This is a genomic window from Streptomyces sp. NPDC001493 (assembly GCF_053597235.1).
The window spans coordinates 261,362-283,367 of the sequence record NZ_JBSFHV010000006.1 but is presented as its reverse complement, the minus strand read 5'-3'; the positions used below and the strand labels follow the sequence as shown (position 1 = coordinate 283,367).

At 71.7% G+C, this 22,006-nt stretch carries 23 protein-coding genes; 14 read left to right on the top strand and 9 right to left on the bottom strand.

Translation table 11 applies throughout. The features are described from left to right. Window positions 1-132 precede the first annotated feature (132 nt). From ACWCWD_RS12435 to ACWCWD_RS12410, 6 genes are all read left to right on the top strand, one after another. The gene (locus ACWCWD_RS12435) at window positions 133-900 is read left to right on the top strand and encodes a redox-sensing transcriptional repressor Rex (RefSeq protein WP_358758331.1); all 768 of its coding nucleotides are present in this window, start codon (window positions 133-135) and stop codon (window positions 898-900) included. Continuing rightward, window positions 897-2,411, top strand: coding sequence for a glutamyl-tRNA reductase (locus ACWCWD_RS12430; protein WP_450772330.1), 1,515 nt, complete (start codon window positions 897-899; stop codon window positions 2,409-2,411). Before ACWCWD_RS12435 ends, ACWCWD_RS12430 begins: the two co-directional genes overlap by 4 nt. Continuing rightward, window positions 2,408-3,394, top strand: a complete 987-nt coding sequence (gene hemC / locus ACWCWD_RS12425) for a hydroxymethylbilane synthase (RefSeq protein ID WP_450772328.1) — start codon at window positions 2,408-2,410, stop codon at window positions 3,392-3,394. The genes ACWCWD_RS12430 and hemC overlap by 4 nt, the downstream gene beginning before the upstream one ends. Further along, window positions 3,391-5,058 (top strand): uroporphyrinogen-III synthase, encoded by a 1,668-nt coding sequence (locus tag ACWCWD_RS12420; protein ID WP_450772326.1) that lies wholly within the window; start codon window positions 3,391-3,393, stop codon window positions 5,056-5,058. Before hemC ends, ACWCWD_RS12420 begins: the two co-directional genes overlap by 4 nt. Window positions 5,059-5,218: 160 nt before the next feature. Next, complete coding sequence (gene hemB / locus ACWCWD_RS12415) at window positions 5,219-6,223, top strand: porphobilinogen synthase (RefSeq protein WP_450772325.1); 1,005 nt, start codon at window positions 5,219-5,221, stop codon at window positions 6,221-6,223. Between the two features lie 165 nt (window positions 6,224-6,388). Further along, on the top strand, window positions 6,389-6,982 hold the full coding sequence (locus ACWCWD_RS12410; RefSeq protein WP_450772323.1) for a hypothetical protein: 594 nt from the start codon (window positions 6,389-6,391) through the stop codon (window positions 6,980-6,982). A gap of 15 nt (window positions 6,983-6,997) precedes the next feature. Here the strand turns inward: ACWCWD_RS12410 and ACWCWD_RS12405 are convergent, their stop codons facing one another. Continuing rightward, window positions 6,998-7,420 (bottom strand): MerR family transcriptional regulator, encoded by a 423-nt coding sequence (locus ACWCWD_RS12405; protein ID WP_450772321.1) that lies wholly within the window; start codon window positions 7,418-7,420, stop codon window positions 6,998-7,000. Window positions 7,421-7,497: 77 nt separating this feature from the next. Here ACWCWD_RS12405 and ACWCWD_RS12400 point away from each other — a divergent pair, with 77 nt between their 5' ends. Then, a complete protein-coding gene (locus tag ACWCWD_RS12400) occupies window positions 7,498-8,469 on the top strand; it encodes an SDR family NAD(P)-dependent oxidoreductase (protein WP_450772320.1) in 972 nt (323 codons plus the stop codon). Between the two features lie 88 nt (window positions 8,470-8,557). Here ACWCWD_RS12400 and ACWCWD_RS12395 read toward each other — a convergent pair whose 3' ends face one another. The 4 genes from ACWCWD_RS12395 to ACWCWD_RS12380 all read right to left on the bottom strand — a co-directional run bounded on the left by ACWCWD_RS12395 (window position 8,558) and on the right by ACWCWD_RS12380 (window position 12,913). Next, complete coding sequence (locus ACWCWD_RS12395) at window positions 8,558-9,088, bottom strand: HEAT repeat domain-containing protein (RefSeq protein WP_450772318.1); 531 nt, start codon at window positions 9,086-9,088, stop codon at window positions 8,558-8,560. 296 nt (window positions 9,089-9,384) lie between these two features. Beyond that, a complete protein-coding gene (locus ACWCWD_RS12390; RefSeq protein ID WP_450772316.1) occupies window positions 9,385-10,269 on the bottom strand; it encodes a DUF4253 domain-containing protein in 885 nt (294 codons plus the stop codon). A gap of 606 nt (window positions 10,270-10,875) precedes the next feature. Further along, window positions 10,876-11,421: a hypothetical protein gene (locus ACWCWD_RS12385; protein ID WP_450772315.1), complete on the bottom strand. Its 546-nt coding sequence runs from the start codon at window positions 11,419-11,421 to the stop codon at window positions 10,876-10,878. Between the two features lie 301 nt (window positions 11,422-11,722). Next, the gene (locus ACWCWD_RS12380; RefSeq protein WP_450772313.1) at window positions 11,723-12,913 is read right to left on the bottom strand and encodes an MFS transporter; all 1,191 of its coding nucleotides are present in this window, start codon (window positions 12,911-12,913) and stop codon (window positions 11,723-11,725) included. A gap of 85 nt (window positions 12,914-12,998) precedes the next feature. On the opposite strand from ACWCWD_RS12380, the gene ACWCWD_RS12375 reads away from it, so the two are divergent. The 5 genes from ACWCWD_RS12375 to ACWCWD_RS12355 all read left to right on the top strand — a co-directional run bounded on the left by ACWCWD_RS12375 (window position 12,999) and on the right by ACWCWD_RS12355 (window position 16,631). Then, a complete protein-coding gene (locus ACWCWD_RS12375) occupies window positions 12,999-13,388 on the top strand; it encodes a MerR family transcriptional regulator (protein ID WP_450772311.1) in 390 nt (129 codons plus the stop codon). Between the two features lie 134 nt (window positions 13,389-13,522). Beyond that, window positions 13,523-14,137, top strand: coding sequence for a DUF4865 family protein (locus ACWCWD_RS12370; protein WP_450772309.1), 615 nt, complete (start codon window positions 13,523-13,525; stop codon window positions 14,135-14,137). Between the two features lie 145 nt (window positions 14,138-14,282). After that, window positions 14,283-14,864, top strand: coding sequence for a dihydrofolate reductase family protein (locus ACWCWD_RS12365; protein ID WP_450772308.1), 582 nt, complete (start codon window positions 14,283-14,285; stop codon window positions 14,862-14,864). 17 nt (window positions 14,865-14,881) lie between these two features. After that, window positions 14,882-15,469 (top strand): 2'-5' RNA ligase family protein, encoded by a 588-nt coding sequence (locus ACWCWD_RS12360; protein ID WP_450772307.1) that lies wholly within the window; start codon window positions 14,882-14,884, stop codon window positions 15,467-15,469. A gap of 64 nt (window positions 15,470-15,533) precedes the next feature. Continuing rightward, a complete protein-coding gene (locus ACWCWD_RS12355) occupies window positions 15,534-16,631 on the top strand; it encodes a MerR family transcriptional regulator (RefSeq protein WP_450772359.1) in 1,098 nt (365 codons plus the stop codon). Window positions 16,632-16,838: 207 nt separating this feature from the next. Here ACWCWD_RS12355 and ACWCWD_RS12350 read toward each other — a convergent pair whose 3' ends face one another. Next, a complete protein-coding gene (locus tag ACWCWD_RS12350; protein WP_450772305.1) occupies window positions 16,839-17,081 on the bottom strand; it encodes a DUF397 domain-containing protein in 243 nt (80 codons plus the stop codon). Continuing rightward, a complete protein-coding gene (locus tag ACWCWD_RS12345; protein ID WP_450772303.1) occupies window positions 17,078-17,902 on the bottom strand; it encodes a helix-turn-helix domain-containing protein in 825 nt (274 codons plus the stop codon). Before ACWCWD_RS12345 ends, ACWCWD_RS12350 begins: the two co-directional genes overlap by 4 nt. A 112-nt stretch (window positions 17,903-18,014) precedes the next feature. Between ACWCWD_RS12345 and ACWCWD_RS12340 the strand changes: the two genes are divergently transcribed. Next, window positions 18,015-18,506, top strand: a complete 492-nt coding sequence (locus ACWCWD_RS12340) for an ATP-binding protein (protein ID WP_450772301.1) — start codon at window positions 18,015-18,017, stop codon at window positions 18,504-18,506. Window positions 18,507-18,603: 97 nt separating this feature from the next. Here the strand turns inward: ACWCWD_RS12340 and ACWCWD_RS12335 are convergent, their stop codons facing one another. Both ACWCWD_RS12335 and ACWCWD_RS12330 read right to left on the bottom strand, forming a co-directional pair. Then, window positions 18,604-19,122: an RICIN domain-containing protein gene (locus tag ACWCWD_RS12335; RefSeq protein WP_450772299.1), complete on the bottom strand. Its 519-nt coding sequence runs from the start codon at window positions 19,120-19,122 to the stop codon at window positions 18,604-18,606. 109 nt (window positions 19,123-19,231) lie between these two features. After that, complete coding sequence (locus ACWCWD_RS12330; protein ID WP_450772297.1) at window positions 19,232-20,065, bottom strand: DUF4232 domain-containing protein; 834 nt, start codon at window positions 20,063-20,065, stop codon at window positions 19,232-19,234. Between the two features lie 397 nt (window positions 20,066-20,462). Between ACWCWD_RS12330 and ACWCWD_RS12325 the strand changes: the two genes are divergently transcribed. Further along, window positions 20,463-22,001, top strand: coding sequence for a helix-turn-helix domain-containing protein (locus ACWCWD_RS12325; protein WP_450772296.1), 1,539 nt, complete (start codon window positions 20,463-20,465; stop codon window positions 21,999-22,001). Window positions 22,002-22,006 lie beyond the last annotated feature (5 nt).

Here is a 22,006-nt window from a genome sequence, read left to right as displayed (position 1 = left end):
ACCCCGGTCACTTTGACCGGACAAAACGGACACAATCTTTGTGCACGTGTTCACAAAGACATAGCCTGCATTCGACGGGGCGGTCTTGGGACATACGGCCGCCTACAGCCCCGCTCATCCCGCAGGAGCACCGTGGCAACTGGCCGAACTCACCGACCGGCGACCCGAAGCCGAGGAATTCCCGAGGCCACTGTCGCCCGACTCCCCCTGTATCTGCGCGCACTCACCGCGCTGTCCGAGCGTTCCGTTCCGACGGTCTCCTCCGAGGAACTCGCCACGGCCGCGGGGGTCAATTCCGCGAAGCTCCGCAAGGACTTCAGCTACCTGGGGTCCTACGGCACCCGGGGTGTCGGGTACGACGTCGAGTACCTCGTCTACCAGATCTCCCGTGAGCTCGGCCTCACCCAGGACTGGCCGGTCGCCATCGTCGGCATCGGAAACCTCGGCGCCGCGCTCGCCAACTACGGCGGGTTCGCCTCCCGCGGTTTCCGGGTCGCCGCGCTGATCGACGCCGACCCCGCGATGGCCGGTACGCCGGTCGCCGGGATCCCCGTCCAGCACACCGACGACATGGACCGCATCCTCACCGACAACGGTGTGTCCATCGGCGTGATCACCACCCCGCCCGGCGCGGCCCAGCAGGTCTGCGACCGTCTCGTGGCGGCCGGTGTCACCTCGATCCTCAACTTCGCGCCGACCGTCCTCTCCGTTCCCGAGGGTGTCGACGTGCGCAAGGTCGACCTCTCGATCGAGCTCCAGATCCTCGCGTTCCACGAGCAGCGCAAGGCCGGCGAGGACGGCACCGCCGACGAGACCGACGAGGCCGCGCCGCCGATGCGCGCGACCCCCGTGAACCGGAAGGGACCCGACGGGGACATGCCCGCCGTGATGCCGGCATGAGCCTTCTCGTCGTCGGACTGAGTCACCGCAGCGCCCCCGTCTCCGTACTGGAGCGGGCCTCGCTCGCCCAGGACGCCCAGGTCAAGCTGTTGCAGGACACCCTCGCCGCGGAGCCCGCGGCCGAGGCCACCGTGCTGGCCACCTGCAACCGCATCGAGCTCTACGCCGACGTGGACAAGTTCCACGCGGGCGTCGCCGAGCTGTCGACGCTGCTCGCGCAGCACAGTCAGGTCGGGCTGGACGAGCTCACTCCCCATCTCTACGTGCACTACGAGGACCGCGCCGTCCACCACCTGCTGTCGGTGGCCTGCGGGCTGGACTCGATGGTCGTGGGCGAGGGCCAGATCCTCGGCCAGATCAAGGACGCGCTCGCCCTGGGGCAGGAGCTGCACACCGCGGGCCGGCTGCTGAACGACCTGTTCCAGCAGGCCCTGCGGGTGGGCAAGCGCGCCCACAGCGAGACCGGGATCGACCGCGCCGGACAGTCGCTGGTCACCTTCGGCCTGGAGCAGCTCGCCGCCGGGCAGGACGTCGACGCCTGGGCCCGGGGCAAGCGCGCCCTGGTCATCGGGGCCGGATCGATGTCCTCGCTGGCCGCCGCGACCCTGGCCCGTACCGGGGTCGGCGAGATCGTCGTCGCCAACCGGACCCGGGCCCGCGCCGACCGCCTGGTGGAGATCCTCGGCCAGGCGACCGGGCCCGAACTGCGCGCCCGCGCCGTGGAGATGACCGCCGTCGGCGAGGAACTGACACGTGCCGACATCGTGGTGTCCTGCACCGGTTCGACCGGTCTGGTGCTGACCGCCGAGGCGATCGCGAAGGCCGTCGGCGCGGAGTACGACGCCGCGGCCGTCCCCGCCGCGAAGGCCGGTTCCGCTGCCGCCGTGGACGCGCTGGACCAGCACGCCGCCTGGGTGGAGAACGGTTCCGCGGACGGTTCTCGCGCCGAGGGCGCCGCCCCGGCCGCGCCGCGCCGCGTCACCGTTCCCGCGCAGAACAACGGACCCGTGCGGCTCGCGATCCTCGACCTCGCGATGCCGAGGGACGTGGACAGCGCCGCGCACCGCATCGCCGGCGTACGCCTCGTCGACATCGAGTCGCTCGCCGAGGCGTCCGCGGACGCCCCGATGGCCGCCGACGTCGACCGGGTGCGGGGCATCGTCTCCGACGAGGTGGCCGCCTTCGGCGCCGCCCAGCGCGCCGCGCACATCACCCCGACCGTCGTCGCCCTGCGCACGATGGCCGCCGACGTGGTGGCCGGCGAGATCGCCCGGCTCGACGGACGGCTGCCCGACCTCGACGAGAAGCAGCGCGCGGAGATCACGCAGACCGTGCGCCGTGTCGTCGACAAGCTCCTGCACGCGCCGACCGTGCGGGTCAAGCAGCTGGCGAGCGAGCCCGGCGGCGCCGGGTACGCGGACGCGCTGCGAGAACTCTTCGACCTCGACCCGCAGACGGTGGCCGCCGTCTCCCGGGCAGACCTGAACGACCCGAATAGAGGGCGGTCATGACCGACAGCTCACCCCAGGGTGGGGCCAACAACACGCCGCTGCGGCTCGGCACCCGGCGCAGCAAACTCGCCATGGCCCAGTCGGGCCTGATCGCCGAGGCGGTCGGCGAGGTGACCGGGCGCGCCGTCGAGCTCGTCGAGATCACCACGTACGGCGACGTCTCGCGCGAGGACCTGGCGCAGATCGGCGGCACCGGAGTGTTCGTCGCCGCGCTGCGCGAGGCGCTGCTGCGGGGCGAGGTGGACTTCGCGGTCCACAGCCTCAAGGACCTGCCGACCGCGCAGCCCGAGGGTTTGGTGCTGGCCGCCGTGCCGCTCCGCGAGGACCCGCGCGACGTGCTGGTGGCACGCGACGGGCTGACCTTCGAGGAGCTGCCGGCCGGTGCCCGTGTCGGTACCGGTTCGCCGCGCCGCATGGCCCAGCTGAACGCGTACGCGAAGTCGCACGGCCTCTCCATAGAGACCGTGCCGATCCGCGGCAACGTGGATACGCGCATCGGATTTGTACGGAACGGAGAGCTGGACGCGGTGGTTCTCGCCGCGGCCGGTCTCAGCCGTCTCGGCCGGACGGACGAGGTGACCGACTTCCTGTCGCCCGACACCGTCCTGCCCGCTCCCGGTCAGGGAGCACTGGCGATCGAGTGCGCGGCAACGAGCACCGACCTCGCCGCCGCGCTCGCGGAGCTCGACGACCCGTACACCCGGGTCGCCGTCACCGCCGAGCGTTCCCTGCTCGCCGCCCTGGAGGCCGGCTGCTCCGCACCCGTGGGTGCGTTGGCCGACCTCCTGGTCGACGGTCAGGCTGTCAACGAACTGCGCCTGCGCGGTGTCGTCGGTTCCACCGACGGTTCCTCGCTCGTGCAGCTGTCCACCACCGGTCCCGTTCCCACGTCGCAGGACGACGCGGCGGCCCTCGGACGCGAACTCGCGTCGGAGATGCTCGCCAAGGGTGCGGCCGGTCTTATGGGGGAGCGAGCACTTTGAGCCCCACCGGCCCCGCCGTGTCCGACTTTCCGCTGCTGTCCGCGCAGGGACACGTCACCTTCCTCGGCGCCGGTCCCGGCGACCCGGGTCTGCTGACGCTGCGCGCCGTCGAGGCGCTCGCGAGCGCCGACGTTCTTGTCGCAGAGCCCGAGGTGCTCGACGTCGTGCGCACACATGCGCGGGCAGGCGTGAGCACCCCTGAGCTGACCGTTGTTGACATCGCGTCAACAGCCGGTGTGCCTGTACTCAGGGACGCCGCCAATATTGTCATGGAGGCCGCGAAGGGCGGCAGGCGGGTCGTCCGTGCTGTCGCCGGTGACCCGGGCCTCGACGGTGGCGCGGGGGCGGAGATGCTCGCGTGCGCCGTGGCCGGGGTGCCCTTCGAGGTCGTCCCGGGTGTCGCGAACGCCGTCGGCGTGCCCGCGTACGCCGGTGTGCCGCTGCGCGACGCGCAGGGTACGGACGTGCGTTTCGTGGACGCCCGTACCGCGACCGACCGGTGCTGGAGCGAGGTGGGCGCGAGCGATGCGACCGCCGTCGTCTCGACCACGCTGGACGCCGTCGCGGCGGCCGCGGGCGAGCTGGTCTCGGCGGGCCGCAAGCCCGACACCCCGCTGACCGTCACCGTCGCGGGCACCACCACCCGCCAGCGGACGTGGACGGCGACGCTGGGCACCATCGCGCAGCTCTTCAAGCAGACGAAGGTGCTCCCGTCGCCGGACGGGCACCAGCCGGTCATAGCCGTGGTCGGGGACCGTACCTCCGCCGCCCAGCGCGACCAGCTCGCCTGGTTCGAGTCCAAGCAGCTCTTCGGCTGGAAGGTGCTCGTCCCGCGGACGAAGGAGCAGTCGGCCTCGCTCTCCGACCAGCTGCGTTCCTACGGTGCCGTGCCGCACGAGGTGCCGACGATCGCCGTCGAGCCGCCGCGTACGCCGCAGCAGATGGAGCGCGCGGTCAAGGGCCTGGTCACCGGCCGGTACGAGTGGATCGCGTTCACCTCGGTGAACGCGGTGAAGGCCGTACGGGAGAAGTTCGAGGAGTACGGGCTCGACGCCCGCGCCTTCGCCGGGATCAAGGTCGCGGCCGTCGGCGAGCAGACCGCCGCCGCGCTGGTCGACTTCGGTGTGAAGCCGGACCTGGTGCCGTCGGGCGAGCAGTCCGCCGCGGGTCTCCTGGAGGACTGGCCGCCGTACGACCCGGTCTTCGACCCGATCGACCGCGTCTTCCTGCCCCGCGCCGACATCGCCACCGAGACCCTGGTGGCGGGCCTGATCGACCTGGGCTGGGAGGTCGACGACGTGACCGCGTACCGCACGGTCCGCGCCTCGCCGCCCCCGGCGGACACCCGGGAGGCGATCAAGGGCGGCGGCTTCGACGCGGTGCTCTTCACCTCGTCCTCGACCGTCCGCAACCTGGTCGGCATCGCGGGCAAGCCGCACAACGTGACGGTCATCGCCTGTATCGGCCCGGCCACCGCTAAGACCGCCGAGGAGCACGGCCTGCGGGTCGACGTCCTCGCGCCGGAGCCCTCGGTGCACAAGCTGGCCGAGGCGCTGGCGGAGTTCGGCGCGCGGCGCCGGGACGCGGCCAAGGAGGCCGGCGACCCGGTGACCCGCCCGAGCGAGCGGCGCCCCGGTGCGCGGCGGAGGCGTACGACGACCTGACCGGTCGGCGCGGACGTACGGGCCCGGCGGCTCCCTGGTGGAGCCGCCGGGCCTTTTCCGTGCTCGTGCCCGGTGGTGGCTCCGGAGCGCGGTCGCGGGGCCCGTTTTTCCGGCAGGGGTGTCGGTAAGAGACCGATGTGGGCGGGTCTATGGTCAAAGAATGACTGCGTACGGAAACTTCCCCGGCTCCCGCCCCCGGCGGCTGCGGACGACCCCGACGATGCGACGGATGGTCGCCGAGACCCGCCTCCACCCCGCCAACCTGATCCTGCCCGCGTTCGTCCGCGAGGGCATCGACGCGCCGGTCGAGATCTCGGCGATGCCGGGCGTGCGGCAGCACACCCTGGACACCCTGCGGAAGGCCGCCGTTGACGCGGTCGAGGCCGGGGTCTCCGGGATCATGCTCTTCGGCGTTCCGGCCGACGAGAAGAAGGACGCCCGGGGCACGGCGGGGACGGACCCGGACGGCATCCTCCAGCAGGGCCTGCGCGCGGTGCGCAAGGAGGTCGGCGACGACCTCGTCGTCATGTCGGACCTCTGCCTGGACGAGTACACCGACCACGGCCACTGCGGTGTGCTGACCGAGGACGGCCGCGTCGACAACGACGCCACCCTGGAGCGGTACGCCGAGATGGCCCAGGTCCAGGCCGACGCGGGCGCCCACACGGTCGGCCCGAGCGGCATGATGGACGGCCAGATCGGCGTGATCCGCGACGCCCTGGACCAGACCGGGTACGAGGACGTGTCGATCCTCGCGTACACCGCGAAGTACTCCTCCGCCTTCTACGGCCCCTTCCGGGAGGCCGTCGGCTCCTCGCTCCGGGGCGACCGCAAGACGTACCAGCAGGACCCGGCGAACATCCGCGAGTCCCTGCGGGAGCTGGCGCTCGACCTCGAAGAGGGCGCCGACATGGTCATGGTCAAGCCGGCCGGACCGTACCTCGACATCCTCGCCAAGGTCGCCGACTCGGTGAACGTGCCGGTCGCGGCGTACCAGATCAGCGGCGAGTACGCGATGATCGAGGCCGCCGCCGAGAAGGGCTGGATCGACCGCGACGCGGCGATCCTGGAGAGCCTGACCGGCATCCGGCGCGCGGGTGCGTCGATGATCCTGACGTACTGGGCGACGGAGGTCGCGCAGCGGCTGGGCGGGCGCTCGGCGTAGCCGTCACCGTACCGGCCGGGGGCCCGGCGGGCGTGTCCGTGCGGATGGCCTGCCGGGCCTCGCCGTACCCGCTCGACTCCGGCCCCCGGCATACGGGTTCGGCCCCCGGCATACGGGTTCGGCGCGCGGGGTGCCGGCGTGCCGGGGTGGTGGCACGATGCCCGGGTGAACCACTTCTCGCGCTTCGCCAAAGGTCCCAGCCCCGGTGGCAGCGGGATGCGACAGCCCCCGGAACCCGTGCCGACCGAGCCCGGCCGGTGGCCGAAGCTGGAGGCCGCGCTCGCCCTGGTCAACCGCGACCTGCGGGCCACCCTGCCGGGCCAGGACGCGTTGGTGCTGATGAGCGTCCCGTCGTACGAGCCCGCGTCCCGGGCGTTCACCGGCGAGGAGCAGGTCTACGTGGCGATGCCCGACGGCCGTTGGCAGGGCAACGCGGTCAACGCGTCGGACCTGGAGGAGGGTTGCCCGCCGGAGCCGGACGACCCGGACTCGGTCCTGGCCGTCGTCGCGGAGGCCGCGCAGGACACCCTCATGGAGCTGCTGTGGCAGGCCTGGCCCGTCTGTCCGGCGCACGGGACCGGCATGCACGTCGGGGCCGCGGGGGCCAGCGGCGGTTGGCCCCACCCGGACGATCCGGATCCGGTGGGCCCGCCGGTGTGGTGGTGCGGCGGAGGTCGGGGCGGTTCGTGTCACGATGCCGCACCGGTCGGGGATTTGGGCATCGGGCGTCCGAAGAGGGCTGTACGGGAGGCCCGTTGACGGGTGCGCCCGCGTTCAGCGGTTCGGGTCCCAGAGCCCGTCGGCCTCGCCCCGGGCGAGGTGGTCGGAGTAGACGCCGACCTTCCAGACGATGACGGAGCGGCACTCCTCCAGGGCCCGGATCTGCTCCTCGACGCGCCGCTGGTGGGCGTCGAGGAGCCGGAGGCGGTCGGCCTCGTTGCCGGGCCCGTTCCGTACGAGCTCGGCGAACCGCCTGAGTTCGGCGAGAGGCATCCCCGACTCCCGCAGTTTCACGCAGACCATCAGCCACTCCACGTCCGCCTCGGTGTAGCGGCGCCGGCCGCCCGCGTCCCGTCCCACCGGCCCGACCAGCAGGCCCTCGCGCTCGTACAGGCGCAGGGCGTGCACGCTCAGGCCGGTCCGCCCGGCCACCTCGCCGATGCCCAGCGGCTCCGTGCGGGTCTCGGTAGTCGTCATGCCCTTCAATCTAGGCGCTGTCGGCGTCCGTTGCGGGAGTTGACCTAGACCGAGGTCGAGCTCGTAGCGTCCTCTGCATGACCATCAGTGAACAGCAGCCGCTCGGCTCGCCCTTCTCCGCCGCCAGTACCGCCGAGGACGTCATGGCCGGGGCCGACCTCTCCGGGAAGACCGCCGTCGTGACCGGGGGCTACTCCGGGCTCGGCCTGGAGACCTCCCGCGCCCTGGCGGCCGCCGGAGCCCGGGTGATCGTCCCCGCCCGTCGGCCCGGAGTCGCCGAGGCAGCCCTCGCCGACGTGAAGGGGTGCGAGATCGTCCCCATGGACCTGGCCGACCTCGACAGCGTACGGACGGCCGCCGCGCACATCGGCGCCTCCGTCACCCGGCTCGACCTCCTGATGGCGGTGGCCGGCGTCATGGCCACCCCCGAACGGCGCGTCGGGCCCGGCTGGGAGAGCCAGTTGGCCGCCAACCACTTCGGGCACTTCACCCTCGCCTGCGAGCTCTACCCGCTCCTGGCCGCGGCCGGTGGCGCGCGGGTCGTCGTCAACAGTTCGGCCGGGCACACCCTGACCGACTTCCGCCGGCACGACCCGCACTTCCGTACCGGCTACGACAAGTGGCTGGCGTACGGCCAGTCCAAGACCGCCAACATCCTGTTCGCCGTGCACCTCGACGCCCTCGGACGCGAGGACGGCGTCCGGGCGTTCTCCCTCCACCCCGGCAAGATCATCACGGGGCTCCAGCGGGAGATGGAGCTCCAGGAGCAGATCGACCTCGGGTGGGTGGACGAGCACGGGAACGTCGTCGGAGCCGGTTTCAAGTCCCCTTCGCAGGGGGCCGCCACCGGCCTGTGGGCCGCCACGTCCCCGCTCCTCGACGGACACGGCGGGCTCTACCTCGAAGACTGTGAGGTCGCGCGCGTCTCGGCCCCGGACGAGGCCATGGACGACGGTGGGGTCCGCGCGTACGCCGTCGATCCGGATGCGGCCGCACGGCTGTGGGACCTGTCACTCGCGGCGACCGGGGCCGCTCCGATCGGCCGGTGACACTCCTGGGGCGTGGCCGTGGCCGTGGCTGTGGCCGTAGCCGGCCCGACGCGTACGGGGCGAAAGGCCGACGCGTACGGGACCGCCCTCAGTCGGCCGCCTGCTGCTCCCACCCCGTGAGGATGCGGGCGGCCTCGTGGCCGAGGTGGGCGTCGTCGGACAGCCGGCGGAGCACCTCGGCCCGGCCCTCGCTCGGACCCGCCTCGCTGAGGGCCGCCAGGGCGTTGTCCCGTACGAGCGGGTCGGGGTCGCTCAGCACGGCGGCGGCCAGGGCCGCGAGGACGACGGAGTCGTCGGCGTACGAGCCCAGCGCCATCACCGCGTACTGGCGGACCAGGTCCTCGTCCGGGTGTTCGACGGCCGACACCAGGACGGCGCCCGCGAGACGCCAGGTCTCCGGGTCGGACGGGGGCCAGAGCCGCAGTACCTTCGTCGCCTCGACGCGCGCGAGGTCGAACGCCTCGTAGTCGGCGACGACCTCGATGAGGAACGACAGAATGCCCGGGTGATCCGGCTCGGTGGAGAGCACGCCGCCGAGGTCGTAGACGATTTCGCGCCTGCGGTCGCTCTCCTGGGGCAGCGTCCCGTACTCCGTGATCAGCTTTTCCGTCCGGTTCATGGGATATGCGTTTCCCCCGACGCGAAGTTCCACGCATCCGGCCACTTTCCGGGCCGCCTGGGCCGCCCGGGCCGGGAGTCGTGCGGGGCGGAGGCGCGGCGGGGCGTACGGGGCGTACGGGTGTGGCGCGGTCCGGCTTCTCCCCTCGTGGAAGCCGGACCGCGCGTTCGGGGTGGCCGGTCCCGTCCGCTCGGTCCCGGCCGGTCAGGGTCGCTCGGGACCGTCGGTCAGGTCGGGTGGTCAGGTCGGGCCAGGCCAGGCCAGGTCAGGTCAGGACTGGGCGTCCGGGCGGGCGGTCAGTCCCACCAGAAGGTCCAGCAGTCGCGGTTCATCAGGTGCTTCTCGGCGTACGCGTCGAGGCTGTACGGCGGGTTCTGGTCGATGTTGTCCGGGCAGAAGGCGTAGTGCTCGGCCGCGACCGCCCGGGCCTCGGCGAGGGTGGCCGGCGGGCGGCCGACCGACACGGTCAGGGTGTCGAAGCCGAGCATGACGATCCGGATGTCGAACCGGTCCTCCCAGGAGCGGAGCACCGCGCAGAGGCGGGCGACGTCGTTCTCGTGGTTGACCGGGCCCGACCAGCCGATGGCGGCGGGGATGTCCGCGCTGCGCCGGGCGGGTACGAGGGCAGGGCGCAGACCGGTTCCGTCCTCTTCGAGGTAGGCGCCGCCTATGACGTCCGCGAGTTCGGCGGCCAGTTGGTCGGGGTCGCCGATGCAGGCGGCGGGGACGGGGGCGAGTCCGGGCCACTCGGGGGCGCTGCCGGACCCGGCCCGGTCACCGGACTCGGACGTGTCGGCGGACTCGGACGTGTTGGCGGACTCGGACGTGTCGGCCGACTCGGCTTCCCCGTCCCCGAGTTCGTCGTCGGCGTACGGCTCCCAGAAGCTCAGGAGCACCTCTTCGGCGTCGTGGTCACCCGGGTACGAAGCGCGCTCGGGTGCGAGATCCCAGGCGCTGGGCGGCTCCCGGCGCGGGCCCTCGTCGATCAGCACGGGCAGCAGTCCGACCCGCCGGCCGGTGGCGCGCAGGGCCGCGAAGTCGCCCGGGGCCGCCGCCGTGTTCCCGTACCAGAACAGGGGTTCGTGCCAGGGGCCGTCGACGGTGGCGTCCACGAGGGATCCGGACGGCAGATCCAGCCCGTGGGAGGCAAGGGACGGAAGGGGATTCGGAAGCGTCGCCATGTCGCAGACACTAAGGGGAACCACTGACAACGCCTCCGGCGGTGCCGTTGACACTGTCACTAACAAGGCGGTCCAGAACGGCCTGAAGTGCTCGAACACCCCTGTCTCCGGCCCCGATTCGCGCGACAATCCCTCCGCGGGGCATCCGTAGAGCCCCCGCCGCCGAAGAGGAGACATGGCCCCTCAATCGAAACAACCCGAGCGACCCGAGCAGCCGAATCGACCCGAGAGATCCGGGCGGCCGCAGCGGTCCGGACCGGCCCAGCAGGGCAGTCAGAGGCGTGAAAGCAGTCAGGGTCGCGAGAGCGGCCAGGGCGGCCCCGGCAGTCGGCAGCCCAACCGGGGCAAGCGGACGAAGACTTCGCGTCTCGCCGACGGCCGGCTGCTCATCGCGGACATCGATCTGGAGCTCCCCCCGGGTCGGAGCCCGCTCCAACGGGCCCTGCGTACCGCCGACATCAACCTCCCGCCCGCCCGCTCCAGGGCGGGCGCACCGACGGAGGCCGGGGGGCCCGCCGGTGAGGCCGGGAAGGCCGCGCCCGTGGACGGAGCCGCTGCGGGGGAAGCTGTCTCCGGAGGGTGAACCGGGGTGCTCGCGTGGTCCGTTCAGTCGGCCTTGGGTGTCGTCGCGTACGTGAACGGGCCGACGACGCCCGCGCTGTGATGGGCCGCCGCTTCGAGCGCGGCGGTGATCCGTTGGCGCGGATTCAGGTCGAGCGAGGCGGTGGCGTGGAGCGCGCCGAGGGCGATGTCGTCTCCGCAGCCGACCGCCGCGTACCGGTCCGAGGGCTCGCCGACCTGGTAGTCCGAGTGGATGGTGTAGAGCCGTCCGGCTATGCCGACGAGGAACGTACCGGCCTGCTCCTGCTCCGACTCCTTGCGCGCCCAGCCGCCTTCCTTGAGGCAGGAGCGCAGTGCGTCGATGAACTTGGTGACCATGAACCGGTCCAGGTCGCCGCTCGGATGCGGTACCTCGAACGCGTACCGCAGGAGCTGTCCCATGCGGAACGACGAGGTGAACCCCATGACGTAGGGGCCGTTGCGGAACACCTTGAGGTCCCGGCGCACGGTGATCGAGAGCCCGGCGACTCCTGCCGAGTCGCCGCCGAGGTGGACGCGGTTCTTGTGGACGAGCCCGACGATCACGGTCATGCGGAGGCAACCTCACAAGGGCGCGGTGGAGCGGGTCTGCGGATGTCAGGAGAGGCTTCCCGGGGCGGATCGCCGCGAATCGCCCTGAGACGGAGCGAGTTCGAGGCGCGTTCGAGGCGCGTCGGGGCGTGGGGGAGGCGCATCGCGGTGCATGGCGAGGCGCTCGTGGGGCGGGGCGCTCGCGAGGGAAGCAGGGCGGCCGACTTCCCCTCTGCCCACCCGCGCGGGCACGGAGCCGATGTATCCGCGCCGGGGCGGCGCGAAGCCGGCGTACGGTCGAGCGGGTCGAGCGGGCCACCGGTCAAGCTGTCGAAGGGACTTCGGGCGCGGTGTCCTGGGCCCGGGATCGATCACGGGGGAGTACGAGACGGGCCAGGGCCAGCCCCAGCAGGCTCAGCGCCGCGCCCGCGAGGCCGGTCCAGCGCAGACCTCCGGCGGCGACGATCGCACCGCCGACGGCGGAGCCCGCGGCGGCGCCGAGGTTGAAGGCGCCCACGTTGACGGAGACGGCCAGGGTGGGGGCTGATCCCGCGTGGCGCAGGATCAGCCCTTGCAGCGGGGCGATGGTCGCGGTGGCGAACAGGCCGAGGACCAGGACCGCGACCACGGCCGTGGGCTGCCACACCACGGCGAAGGGGACGAGCAGGAGGGTCCCGGCCAGGCCGCCGAAGACCCCGCGTACGGTCGCGCTCATCGACCTGTCGGTGAGTTTCCCGGCGGCGAGGTTGCCGAGAAAGCTGCCCGCGCCGTAGGCGAGCAGGAGCCCGGAGACCGCGGAGGCGGAGAAGCCGGAGACGCGGGTCAGCAGCGGGGAGATGTAGGTGAACACCGCGGACACGCCGGAGAAGCCCACGGCGGTGGTGGCGATGGCGAGCAGTACGGGCCGCCGCGTCACCACCCGCAGCTCGTCCCGCAGGCGCGTGGGCGGCGCCTCCTGCCGGGGCAGTACGGCGGCCAGGAGCGCGGCGCCCACCAGGGCGAGGGCGGTCAGCAGGACGAACGGAGCCCGCCAGCCGGCGTGCTGCCCCAGCAGCGCCCCCAGCGGCACCCCGAGGAGCGTGGCCACGGTGAAGCCGGAAGCGACGGTGGCGATGGCCGAGCCCGCCTTCTCGGCGGGGACCACCCTGGTCGCCGTCACCAGCGCCAGCGCCACGAAGGCCGCGTGACTGAGGGAGGACACGACCCGGCCTGCCAGGAGCAGCCCGAAGGAGGGCGCCACGGCACAGATCGCACTGCCCGCCGCGAACAGCAGCAGCAGCCCGACGGCGAGCCCCCTGCGCGGCAGGCGTGAGGTCAGCAGGGCCATCAACGGCCCGCCGATCACCACACCGAGCGCGTAGGCCGTCACCGCCTGCCCGGCGGTTCCCACGGAGACGTCCAGATCGGAGCCGACCTCGGGGAGCAGCCCGGCGACCAGGTACTCGGAGGTACCCACGACGAAGACACTCGCGCACAGCGACGCGAGGATCGCGAAATCCTTGTTCACGGTCATGGCGCCGACGCTAAAGTCTCATATCGGTAGGAGAGTCAAGTGCTGAGGCGATCGCGACCGGGGTCGCGGTCATCGGGAGGCCCCTGTGCGGATCGGCGAGCTGTCCCGGCGGACGGGCGTGGGCGTGCACCTGCTGCGCTACTACGAGGAGCAGGACCTGCTGCATCCCGAGCGCCGCCCCAGCGGGTACCGGGAGTACGTCGACGAGGACGTCGCCGTCGTCCGCCGTATCCGGAGCCTTCTCGCCGCGGGTCTGAACACCTCGACGATCCGTACGGTCCTGCCGTGTCTGCGGGACGACGGCGAATGGCTCGTCCCGACCTGCTCGGATCTGGTCGCCGACCTCCACCGGGAACGCGACCGCATCGCGCGGGCCATCGCCGACCTGCAGACCTCCATGGCGGCGCTCGACGGAGTCATCGCCGCCGCCCCGGCCGACGTCACCCGGCGGGCGCTCTCCACGCTCAACGCCTGAACGGAACGCCGGCCGGGAGACCATCGCGTCAGCACCGATTCTCGCCGCGTCAGCATCGAGACCGCCGGGCCAGCATCGAGACCGCTGGGTCGGCACCGAGACCGCCGGGTCAGCACCGAGAGAGGCAGCACTTCATGTACGCCAAGCAGTACGAGATCACTCTGCCCGCCGACTACGACATGGAGATCATCCGGAAGCGGGTGGCCGTGGGCGGCCCGACCATGGACGACCGTGCCGGACTCGGCCTGAAGGCCTTCGTCATGCGCGAGCGAGGGGTGAACGGTTCGCCGGTCAACGAGTACGCGCCCTTCTACCTGTGGAACGACACGGGCGCGATGGCCCAGTTCCTCGTTGGCGGGGGCGGGTTCCAGAACATCGTCCGTGACTTCGGGCGCCCCGCGGCGCACCACTGGACCGGTATCGCCTGCCACACGGGGCCCGCCCGTGAGGCGGCCGTCCGGTCGGCTTCGCGCCGCCTCACCCCGATCCCCGCCGACCCCGATCTCCGGGGCGACGGCCTCGGCCTGGCCGCGCTGATCGGGCGGGAGGCGGAGGAACTGCGCGCGCTCGCCCGCCGCGAAGGCGTGCACACCGCCGCCCTCGCCTTCGACCCGCATGCCTGGCAGCTGGTGCGGTTCGTGCTGTGGGCGGACGCCGTGGCACCGGACGAGGACGCCACCGAGCGCTATGAGGTCCTGCACCTCTCCGCTCCCGGCCTGGCCGACCTGCCGGAGGGGCGCACCTGGTAGTCGGCGGGAGGGCCGGCGACGGCGACATGCCGGGCGGGGTGCGGATCACGGGGCGGGCGGCCTCGCGCGCGTAACGTCTCGGGCCACCCGAACCCGGTGCGCGGCCACCCGTGCCGCGTACCCCACCCGATCCGCGAGGCCATCGATGCGCAAGCTCATCCTCTCCATCTCCATGTCCCTCGACGGGTTCTTCGAAGGACCGGACCACGACATCGACTGGCACTTCGTGGACGAGGAGTTGCACCAGCACTTCAACGACGAGCTGGGGAGGATGGGCGCGTTCATCCACGGGCGGGTGACGTACGAGCTGATGGCCGAGTTCTGGCCCACGGCGGACGCCGACCCGGCGAACGCGGGGACGGTGGCCGAATTCGCCGTGATCTGGCGGGACATGCCGAAGTACGTCTACTCCCGGACCCTCACCGAGGCCGGCTGGGGCTCCACGATCGTGCGCGAGGTGGACCCCGACGCGATCCGCGCGCTGAAGGCGGAGCCGGGCGGTGACCTGGTGGTCGGCGGGCCGATGCTGGCCGACGCGTTCCGGCGGCACGGGCTCATCGACGAGTACCGGGTCTACGTCCACCCGGTCCTGATCGGGCGCGGCACCCCGCTCTTCCGCGACACCGACACCCGTACGAACCTGAGCCTCGTGGAGACCCGGCGCTTCGGCAGCGGCGTGGTGCTGCTGCGGTACGAGGCGGGGGAGGGGAGCGGGAACGGAGGCTGAGCTGACACCATGCGGTCGTGGCGGACGACAGCACCCGTGGGTTCCGGGCGGGCCAGACAGCTCTCGTCGTCCGGATCCCGGAGGCGGAGCCCTGCGTCGGCAGGTGGCGTGAACGGTTCGACCCCTCGGCCCGGGCCGGGGTACCGGCCCACATCACCGTGCTCTTCCCGTTCCTCGACGAGAGCCGGACGGACGCGTCCGTCCACTCCGCACTCGCGGACGTGCTCGGCAGCCACCCGGCCTTCGACCTGCGGTTCGAGAGGTGCGGAAGGCTTCCGGGCGTGCTCTGTCTCGACCCCGACCCCGACACGCGGTTGATACGCCTCACGGAGGCGATCGCCGACCGCTGGCCCGAAGCTCCGTCGTACAGAGGGCGGTTCGCCGGGATCGTCCCGCATCTGACCGTCGCCCAGGGCCAGGACGAAGCCGTCTTCGAGCAGGTCGAGGCGGACCTCTCCGGCAGACTCCCGTTCACCGCCCACGTCTCGTCGGTCGAACTCATCGTGCACGACGGCACGGCGTGGCGGGAACGGGCGTCGTTCGCACTCGGAGACCGAGAGCGGCACACCGGTCAATCCCCCTTCAGCGGGCGCGGGTTCGCGTAACGGCTCCCTTGACCCTCACGCGACGTCAGGCCGCATAGTCGGTGCCGTGGAGGATCACTGGACCGTGGGACGCGTGGCCGCGCTGGCCGAGGTGAGCGTCCGTACGCTGCACCACTACGACGAGATCGGGCTCGTACGTCCGTCGGGGCGGACTCCCGCCGGATACCGGGCCTACTCGGCGGGGGACGTGGAGCGGCTCAGGGAGGTACTGGCTTACCGGCGGCTGGGCTTCGGCCTGCGGGAGGTCGCGGAGTTGGTCGGCGACGCGTCCACCGACGCGGTCGCGCACCTGCGCCGGCTGCGCGGGCTGCTGCTGGACCGGCGTGACCGCGCCGATGCCATGGTGGCGGCCATCGACAGGGAACTCGTCACTCGGGCGAAAGGACTGCTGGTGACACCGGAGGAGCAACTGGGGCTGCTCGGAGCGCGGTTGTACGACGCGATCGGCGGCGCCTACCCCGCGACACGGCGTACCGAGCCGCGGTTCGCCGCGCAGATCAGGGACGCGCTCGGGGAGGCGCGCACGGTGCTGAACGTCGGTGCCGGTACCGGCTCCTACGAGCCCGCCGATCGCGAGGTCACCGCCGTGGAGCCGTCGGCGGTCATGCGGGGGCAGCGGCCCGCCGGTTCGGCACCGTGCGTGGCCGCCAGCGCGGAGAACCTGCCGTTCGAGGACCGCTCCTTCGACGTCGCGATGGCCGTCTCCACCGTCCACCACTGGGGTGACCCGATCGCGGGGCTCCGCGAGATGCGGCGCGTGGCCCGCCACGTGGTGGTCCTCACCTTCGACACCGACGAGCCCGGCTGGCAGGACCGGTTCTGGCTCACCCGCGACTACCTCCCCGAGTTCGCCGGCGTCCTCGCGGAATTCCCCTCGCTCGCCGGGATGGCCGACGCGATCGGCGCCCGCGTCGAGCCGGTGCCCGTCCCGTGGGACTGCGCCGACGGCCTGTTCGAGGCGTACTGGCGCCGACCGGACGCGTACCTGGAGGAACACGTGCGCCGGGCGATGTCGGTATGGACGAGGGTCGGGCCGGAGGCCGAGCAGCGGGCGGTTCGCAGCCTCGGCGCCGACCTCCGCTCCGGGCGGTGGGCCGAGCGCAACGGGGAACTCGCGGAGCTCGACGCGGTGGACCTCGGGCTGCGGCTGCTCGTCGCTTGAGCGGGTGTCGGTCGCGGTCCGTGACCAGGCATCCGGCAAGTACCGCCAACCGGTGCGTCCACAGTGGCGAGGGATGGGCCAGTACCGGCCGAGGCAACATCCCCATGTGTCAGTGAAGTTCGCGCCATCGAGCGCGGATGTACGACTGCACCCGGCGTTGTCGGCGGGGGCTGTCAGCGGGCCCAGGGCGGGCAGTGTGGCTTCTGCCTAAGCGGTGGCCGCGTAGGCGGCAAAAGTGCTCCAAGTGCCGGTGGAGACGGTGAGGACGGGGCCTTCGGGGGTCTTGGAGTCACGGATGTGGATGGCGGCAGGGTGGGCGGCGATTTCGACACACGCGCCGCCTTCCTCGTTGCTGTAGCTGGACTTCTTCCAGGAGAAGGCGACTTCGACGCAGGCGCCGCCTTCGCTGCCGCTGTAGCTGGACTTGAACCACGTGTATGCGGTGCTCATTGCTCTCCTAGCAGCCGGTCCAGCAGGCTCTTCGACTCTTCTGCGTTGAGAGCCTGCGTTCGCAGCATCGCATATTTCTGGGTGAGGATGCTGACCTCGTTCGCATCGGCCACGAGCTGGCTACCCCGTTGCGTTTCGGTGTATCCGAGATGCTGGAAGTCGGGAGTTTCCAGCAGGATGAACGGGCCATCGAGCGCAGCGTGGTCGGTCCGTCCCAGTGGCATCACCTGCAAGGTGACTCCCGATAGCTCCGCGCATTCGCGCAGATGGCGGAGGGTCGAGAAGTATGTGACGTCTCCGCCCAGGCGATCCCTGATCACCGCTTCTGAGATGACGAAGCTCAACGTGGGAGGGGTGTCGCGTCGCAGGATGTCCTGCCGCTCCATACGCGTGGCAACCTGCCTTTCGATCTCTGACGCGCTGAGGGCCGGGACCTTGCTGCGGAACACCGCACGCGCGTATTCCTCGGTCTGGAGCAACCCGGGTAGTACCTGGTTCTCGAACCACGACAGCGCCAGAGCTTCGCGCTCCAGGTCCATGTACCGCTCGGCCCAGGCCGGAATCAAGTCAACCTCCGGCATGTGCTCCACTGCGGTTGCCAACGCGCGGTTACTGGGCAGCAGTTCGTCCAAGCGTTCGGCCAAGTCGGGAAGGAGCGATCGCCTGCCCTGCTCGATCGAGGCGATCGTCTCTACCTGTACGCCTGCTGCCGCAGCCAACTGGGTCTGGGTAAGGCCGGCCGCGACGCGGAACAGGGCCACTAGTTTGCCGACGAGTTTCATGGCCGAGGCGTTCCTGCGCTGCGGCTTCTTGGAATACATGGCCTGCCCCTCCCCATCCGGGTCCGTACTTCACGCGCACATGACCCGTACAAAAGATCTGTACGGGTGCGCGTACTGCAACAGCCTAGTAACCGAGGGTGACTCTTGACCGGTGAATGAAGCAAAGGGAACCACCCCTCACCTCGCGCGCCCCGTCCTCCCCGTTCGCCCCGATCCGGCAGTCGCCGTCCGTGAGCTCTTCTTCTGGCGCCGCCGTAACTCGGTGGCCGCCGTGCGCGAGTTCGTGCGGCGGGCCGCTCTGGATTGGGGGCTCGGCGAGCGGGTTGAGGATGTCGTGCTGTGCGCGAGCGAGTTGGCGACCAACGCGGTGCTGCACGGGGTGCCGGCCGGGCGGGGGTATCTCGTGCGGATCGAGAGGCTGGGTGCGTCGGCCGGGCTGCGGATCGAGTTCCACGACAGCGGTGACGGCCGGGACGCGGTCCCGGTGTCCGGCCGGGGATGCCCGGCCGAGGCCGACCCGGGCGCGGAGTCCGGGCGCGGGCTGGTCATCGTCAACGCGCTCGCCGACCGCTGGGGGGCGGCGGTGCGGAGGCCCGGGAAGATCGTCTGGTGCGAGTTCTCGGAGAGTGCGCCTCGTCGGTGACGCCTTGCCCCTCTGTACGCGGCCGGATACGGCCCGGCGGGTGCCGGCTCGCGCCCGGCACCCGCCGTCGTGGGTGACTGATGGGTGCGGAGAGAACTCAGGTGCGCGAGAGCACGTTGAGCGTCCACTTCTGGTACGGGCCGCCGTTGCAGGTCAGGCCGTAGACCTCGTAGTTGGCGTTGCTGTCCAGGCAGATGGAGGTCTGCAGCGAGTTGCGGCGGGAGTCACCGTCCTTGGTCCACACCGCGTCGGGGGACGGGCCCTCGCACAGTTCCTTGGTCGCGACGATGACCTCGTCGGTGAGCCACGGCAGGGCCAGGCAGTTGCCGGTGGCCACCTGCCTGATGGTGCCCGCGGCGGGGCCGGTGTAGGTGAAGGTCCACTGCTGGTAGGGGTCCTTCCGCGCGGGGTCGCACTTCGAGGTGTAGATGTGGCCCCAGGCGTTGCCGTCGAGGCAGAGACCGGTCGCCTTGTTCTGGTAGGTGCCGGTGACGGTGGTCTCCGTGGCGTGGGCCTGCGCGGGCAGGAGGCCGAGGGCGAGTCCTGCCAGGGCGGCTGGCAGCACGGTGCGGCCGAGGGCCTTCGTCGGCTTGCCCGCGGGTCCGAGGAACTTCATGCTCTGTACTCTCCGGTGTCCGGGCCGGGCGAGCTTCGCCCGGCCTGTCGTCATGGATGCTGTCGTCGCTGGTACGAGCAGCGGGGCGTACGGGTTCACACGGGATCGCTCAGAACGAGGTGGCGGTCTCGAAGTCGGACTGCCAGTACGTGACCTGGGCCGAGCTGTCGATCCAGACCGCCTTGCCGAGGGGGACAGTCACCTGACCGTCGTTGAAGCCGCCCTGGTTGTCCTGGAAGGAGACCCGCAGCGCCTTCACGCCGGAGCCGCCCTCGCCGCTGCCGTCCGCGGCCGAGGTGCGCACGGAGGCGTACGCGGACTGGCCGGGCTCCAGGACGATGACGGACTGCGGCACGCTGTTCTCGTCGTAGGCCATGACCGCCTGGGCGCCCTCGTAGCCGATGCCCGGGTAGCCGACCGCGTTGCAGGCCGTCGAGCCGGTGTTCGTCACCGTCAGCAGGACGTGGTTGATCGGGCGGCTCAGGATGGAGCCCTTCACCTTGCTGTTCGTGCCGTCGCAGCTCGGGTAGCTGGGCGCGTCGTCGTCGCTGGACGTGGAGTCGCCGGAGGAGCTGCCGGACGATCCCGTGGAGGAGCCGCCGGAGCCCGAGGTGCTCGAAGCGGAGGACCCGCCCGAGCCGGAAGCGGAACCCGAGGAGCCGGAGCCCGAGGAGTTGGAACCCGAGGAGCCGGAGCCGGAGGAACCCGTGGCGGTCGAGGTGTTCGCCTGGGTGGCGGTCGTGCCGTCCTTCGCGGTGGCGCCGGTGCCGGCCGGGTCCGGCAGAGCGGCGCTGCCGTCGGCGGACACCGGGGTCGAGGCGATGGCCCGGTCGATCGTGGCCCGGTCCTCCTCGCTGCAGGCCGTCAGGGAGAGGGCGCCGATCAGGGCGGCGACGCCGAAGACGGAGGCACGGGTGATGCGGCGGGTGCGGAGCTGACGCATGGTGAGTTTCCTCTTTTGGAGAATGTCTTGGGCGGAACGGGGCGCGCCGCTTGGGCGGCCCGAGGGTGAACCGGTGTGCTGGACAATGAAGTGGTCGTCAGCGCCACAGGTGTGGGAGGACTGCCGTGGAGGCGGCGATCAACCCCCCTGTGGCCACGCTTCCGACGAAGGCCGCGGGGCCGGATTCGGACATGACGATTCCGTGTGTGAGGTGGGTGGGTTCGTGCCGTTCGCGGTCGGCGACCCGGCATGACCACATACTGTCCGGCTCCTTGTCCCAGCGGCAATGGATCACGGCCGACATGGGATGCCGGAACGCTGGAACAGCCTCTGACCTGCGGATATGTGAGGTCCCTGGAACGCTCTTCCGGGACGGGAACGAGGGGGGAACGGTCGCGTGGGCACGGAATTCCAGGACTTCGCCGCAGCGCTGGTCGCGCTGAAGGAGCGGTCCGGCATGAGTTACGGGGCGCTGGCCAAGCGGCTGCACATGAGTACGTCCACGGTGCACCGCTACTGCAACGGCGACGCCGTCCCGCATGAGTTCGCGCCGGTCGAGCGGATCGCGAGGCTGTGCCGTGCGACGCCCGACGAGATGGTCGCGCTGCACCGGCAGTGGATTCTGGCGGACCAGGCGAAGAAGCAGGGTGGAGCGCGGAAGGAGCAGGCGTCGCCGCCGCCCGTGCCGGTCGCCCCCGCCGCCGTCCCCTCCTGGGCCCGGCCGGCCGACGCGGAAGCGGAATTTGCAGAGGACGGAGAAGCGGAACGGGGCGGGGAGCCGGAAGCGGGACCGGCGCGGGAATCGGAGGCGGGACCGGCGCGGGACGAGGCACCGGACGCGACTCCCGTCCCTGCCCCGGCCCCGGTTTCGCCCCCTGCTCCTGCCCCGGCTCCGGTTTCGCCCCCGGTCCCTGCCCCGCCGGCAGCCGACGCCGACGACCCGCTGGTGACGGAGCGCCAGGGAGGCCCGAGTGGTTCTGGTCGTCCGCGTTCCCGGCGTACGCGCGTCCTGCTGGCCGCCGCCGTGGTGGTCGCCCTCAGCGTGCCGTCCGTGCTCGTCGCCCGTAACCTCGCGGGCGGGTCCGACGACGGCCGGAACGCCGACGCGGCCACCGCTACCGCCGTACATAACGCCTCGCCGAGCCCGTCCCGCAAGCCGTCCGCCAAGCCGTCGGCGAGCGCCTCCGCGTCCGCCTCGGCGTCCGCGTCGCCGTCCGCCTCCGCCGCCGGGCCGACCGCCACAGCGGGCCCGGCGGGGAAGGGGACGGGGGAGGTGTCGTCGGACGAGGTTCCGTTGCGCGCCACCATCACCTCGTACAACTGGGATTCGCCCTGCGGGCAGTACACCCTGCTGGACGAGGACCCGAACGATGTGCCGCCGCCGCCGAGCCCCCAGAGCAGCCGGGGCTGGGCGAAGGCGTTGGGCGGGGTGGACGGCGGCTCTCAGCTGCTGGAACTGACGCTCCAGGGCTCCTCGTCCGAGGCGGTCGTCGTCAGCGGCCTGCACGTGCGGGTCGTGACGCGGAAGGCGCCGCTCGCCTGGAACTCCTTCTCGATGGCCGAGGGATGCGGCAGCAGCATCCTCCCGCAGAGTTTCGACATCGACCTCGACGACGCCCAGCCACGGACGAAGCCGGTCGCGGGGAAGCAGGGGGACGCCGTCGTCCCCGCGCAGGACTTCCCGTTCCGTACGAGCTCCACCGACGTACAGGTGCTGAACCTCGACGCCCACGTGGAGGGGCACGACGTGTCCTACTACCTGGAGCTCGACTGGACCAGCGGGGGCCGGAGCGGCACCCTGCGGGTGGACGACCACGGCGAGCCGTTCCGTACGAGCAGCGTCAAGGCCCGGCCCGAGTACATCTACTGGCAGGACCGGGCGCAGTGGATGGACAAGGACTACGTCGATCCGTCCCTGGCGGACGAGGGGGAGTGACACCG

Excerpts from the sequence above, each read along its gene's own strand:
- ACWCWD_RS12370 (WP_450772309.1), top strand. The coding sequence starts at position 13,523 with ATGTACGCCAAGCAGTACGAGATCACTCTGCCCGCCGACTACGACATG.
- ACWCWD_RS12400 (WP_450772320.1), top strand. The coding sequence starts at position 7,498 with ATGACCATCAGTGAACAGCAGCCGCTCGGCTCGCCCTTCTCCGCCGCC.
- ACWCWD_RS12335 (WP_450772299.1), bottom strand. The coding sequence starts at position 19,122 with ATGAAGTTCCTCGGACCCGCGGGCAAGCCGACGAAGGCCCTCGGCCGC.
- ACWCWD_RS12405 (WP_450772321.1), bottom strand. The coding sequence starts at position 7,420 with ATGACGACTACCGAGACCCGCACGGAGCCGCTGGGCATCGGCGAGGTG.
- ACWCWD_RS12330 (WP_450772297.1), bottom strand. The coding sequence starts at position 20,065 with ATGCGTCAGCTCCGCACCCGCCGCATCACCCGTGCCTCCGTCTTCGGC.
- hemC (WP_450772328.1), top strand. The coding sequence starts at position 2,408 with ATGACCGACAGCTCACCCCAGGGTGGGGCCAACAACACGCCGCTGCGG.
- ACWCWD_RS12350 (WP_450772305.1), bottom strand. The coding sequence starts at position 17,081 with ATGAGCACCGCATACACGTGGTTCAAGTCCAGCTACAGCGGCAGCGAA.
- ACWCWD_RS12365 (WP_450772308.1), top strand. The coding sequence starts at position 14,283 with ATGCGCAAGCTCATCCTCTCCATCTCCATGTCCCTCGACGGGTTCTTC.
- ACWCWD_RS12380 (WP_450772313.1), bottom strand. The coding sequence starts at position 12,913 with ATGACCGTGAACAAGGATTTCGCGATCCTCGCGTCGCTGTGCGCGAGT.
- ACWCWD_RS12430 (WP_450772330.1), top strand. The coding sequence starts at position 897 with ATGAGCCTTCTCGTCGTCGGACTGAGTCACCGCAGCGCCCCCGTCTCC.
- ACWCWD_RS12390 (WP_450772316.1), bottom strand. The coding sequence starts at position 10,269 with ATGGCGACGCTTCCGAATCCCCTTCCGTCCCTTGCCTCCCACGGGCTG.
- hemB (WP_450772325.1), top strand. The coding sequence starts at position 5,219 with ATGACTGCGTACGGAAACTTCCCCGGCTCCCGCCCCCGGCGGCTGCGG.
- ACWCWD_RS12395 (WP_450772318.1), bottom strand. The coding sequence starts at position 9,088 with ATGAACCGGACGGAAAAGCTGATCACGGAGTACGGGACGCTGCCCCAG.
- ACWCWD_RS12345 (WP_450772303.1), bottom strand. The coding sequence starts at position 17,902 with ATGTATTCCAAGAAGCCGCAGCGCAGGAACGCCTCGGCCATGAAACTC.
- ACWCWD_RS12385 (WP_450772315.1), bottom strand. The coding sequence starts at position 11,421 with ATGACCGTGATCGTCGGGCTCGTCCACAAGAACCGCGTCCACCTCGGC.